The 2,150-nt window shown below is 65.7% G+C and carries 2 protein-coding genes; one reads left to right on the forward strand and one right to left on the reverse strand.

All coding sequences use genetic code 11. The features are described 5' to 3' along the window. Nucleotides 1–236, reverse strand: a 236-nt coding sequence (locus VGC56_RS02750; protein ID WP_464123114.1) for a hypothetical protein, incomplete at its 3' end; no start/stop codon positions are given. A gap of 348 nt (nucleotides 237–584) precedes the next feature. Between VGC56_RS02750 and VGC56_RS02755 the strand changes: the two genes are divergently transcribed. Further along, the gene (locus VGC56_RS02755; protein WP_464123116.1) at nucleotides 585–1,784 is read left to right on the forward strand and encodes an IS256 family transposase; all 1,200 of its coding nucleotides are present in this window, start codon (nucleotides 585–587) and stop codon (nucleotides 1,782–1,784) included. Nucleotides 1,785–2,150 lie beyond the last annotated feature (366 nt).

Raw genomic sequence — 2,150 nt, forward strand, 5'->3', positions numbered from 1 at the left:
GGAAACGGCGAAGAGCACGCTTGACAAATCTTCGGTTGCGGGAGCGTCTTCAACGCCCGAAAAGCGGCATGGATCGGCGCAACGCGGAACGGGCGGTCTTGGCCGAAAGCCGCTTTGGAGACCAACGCGGGGGAAACCTGCTGTTCGTTGGGATCGTGCGCCGGATCTCCGTGCCCTGTCTCAGGTGAAGATCGCGCGAGAATGTGCCAAAAGGCGTTGAGATGGCGCCAGTTCACGCACTCTGACGCCGCGTCTCCACGAAGGCTTCGAAGCGACCCTGCAGCTCTTCGAGAGCGTCAATGCGTTTGCCCACCGTCGGGCCGAAGAGCCGAAGCGCGTCATCAAATGGCGCTAGCGGGCAGTTAATCTGATCTGAGAAAGCGTTTTTCGCATCGCGCTGAGTGACATTCCAGCGGGTTACCGCGGTCGTGTCCCGAGGAGTGGTGTAGCTCGGCGGTAGCGAGATCGCCCGGCCGCGCGCTTTCCACAGCGCCGTAGCGGGCGGGCGATGTCGCGGGGGTGGCCATCGGCGGTGCCCCGGTAGGGTCGGGTTGCGAACACCAACCCCTATCGAGGATTCGCCGATGACCAGCGAGATGATGGACCTGCGCGCGCTCGTGGAGAAGACCCCGGACGCCGATGTGTTGCGCGAGATGATCGGGTTTGCGGCCGAGCGCCTGATGGAGCTGGAGGTCGCCGGGCTGACCGGGGCCGGATACGGCGAGAAGAGTGCCGAGCGTCTGGCACAGCGCAATGGCTATCGAGACCGCAGCTGGGAGACCCGGGCCGGCACGGTCGAGCTGCGCATCCCGAAGCTGCGCAAGGGCTCGTACTTCCCGGGGTTCCTGGAGCCGCGGCGGTTGGCCGAGAAGGCGCTGACGGCCGTCGTGCAGGAGGCCTACATCCAGGGCATCTCGACGCGCTCGGTCGACGACCTCGTCAAAGCACTCGGCATGAGCGGCATCTCGAAGAGCCAGGTGAGCCGGCTGTGCGAGGAGATCGACGGGCGCGTGAAGGCCTTCCTCGACCGCCCGCTCGAGGGCGACTGGCCCTACCTGTGGATCGACGCGACGTACGTGAAGGTGAGGAGCAACGGACGCATCGTCTCGGTGGCGGTGATCGTCGCCGTCGGAGTGAACGGCGATGGGCGACGCGAAGTGCTCGGCATGGACGTCGGCCCATCGGAAGCCGAGACCTTCTGGACCGCCTTCCTGCGCAAGCTCGCCCGCCGGGGTCTGCGCGGGGTCAAGCTCGTCGTCTCCGACGCCCATGAGGGCATCAAGGCGGCGGTCTCGAAGGTGCTCAGCGCGACTTGGCAACGCTGCCGCGTGCACTTCATGAGGAACGTCCTCGCCCATGCCGGCAGGAGCGGTCGGCGCGTCGTCTCAGCCTTTATCGCCACCGCCTTCGCCCAGGACGATGCGGAAGCTGCAAGCGCACAGTGGCGTCGCGTGGCCGACCAGCTTCGCCCCAAGGTCCCGAAGCTCGCCGCGCTGATGGACGAGGCCGAGCCCGACGTCCTCGCCTACATGACCTTCCCAGCCGCCCACCGGACCAAGCTGCACTCGACCAACCCGCTCGAGCGCGTCAACGGCGAGATCAAGCGCCGCACCGACGTGGTCGGGATCTTCCCCAACGAGGCCGCGATCACTCGCCTCGTCGGCGCCATCTTGCTCGAGCAGAACGACGAATGGGCGGTCCAACGCGCCCGCTACATCACCCTGGAAACTATCGCGCCGTTGAGCGATGATCCCCTCGTCGGTCTGCCAGCCGTGGCAGCCTGACCGGCCCGGCCTACACCGGACACCGTGGTGGCAACGCCTCAGCTACACCACCCGACGGGACACGATCAGGGGGAGCTTCCATGCAGCGCGGAACGACACGACTGGACCGCAACTCGCTAGCCGGTCTTAGCGAAACCGGCTTCCACTCCGTTCAAGTCATTTGCCATTCGTGCTGGCATCGCGGCGCGCTCCGGTGGGACGCAGCTCTGTCAGACAGGACGGGAACTGGTCTTGACCGGCAAATCCGATGCGCTGCATGTCTGAGCTCGGACGTGGATGTCGGGCCACACATGCTTGACTACGACATCGAGTAGCGCCAGAGCTCCGTTCGCCTGTGGCCTCACTGAATGACCTCGTCGGCCTGAT

The organism is Allosphingosinicella sp., assembly GCF_036403745.1.
GTDB lineage: Bacteria > Pseudomonadota > Alphaproteobacteria > Sphingomonadales > Sphingomonadaceae > Allosphingosinicella.

What these genes read in the sequence shown, in the direction of transcription:
- VGC56_RS02755 (WP_464123116.1), top strand. Translation starts at nt 585, where the DNA reads ATGACCAGCGAGATGATGGACCTGCGCGCGCTCGTGGAGAAGACCCCG.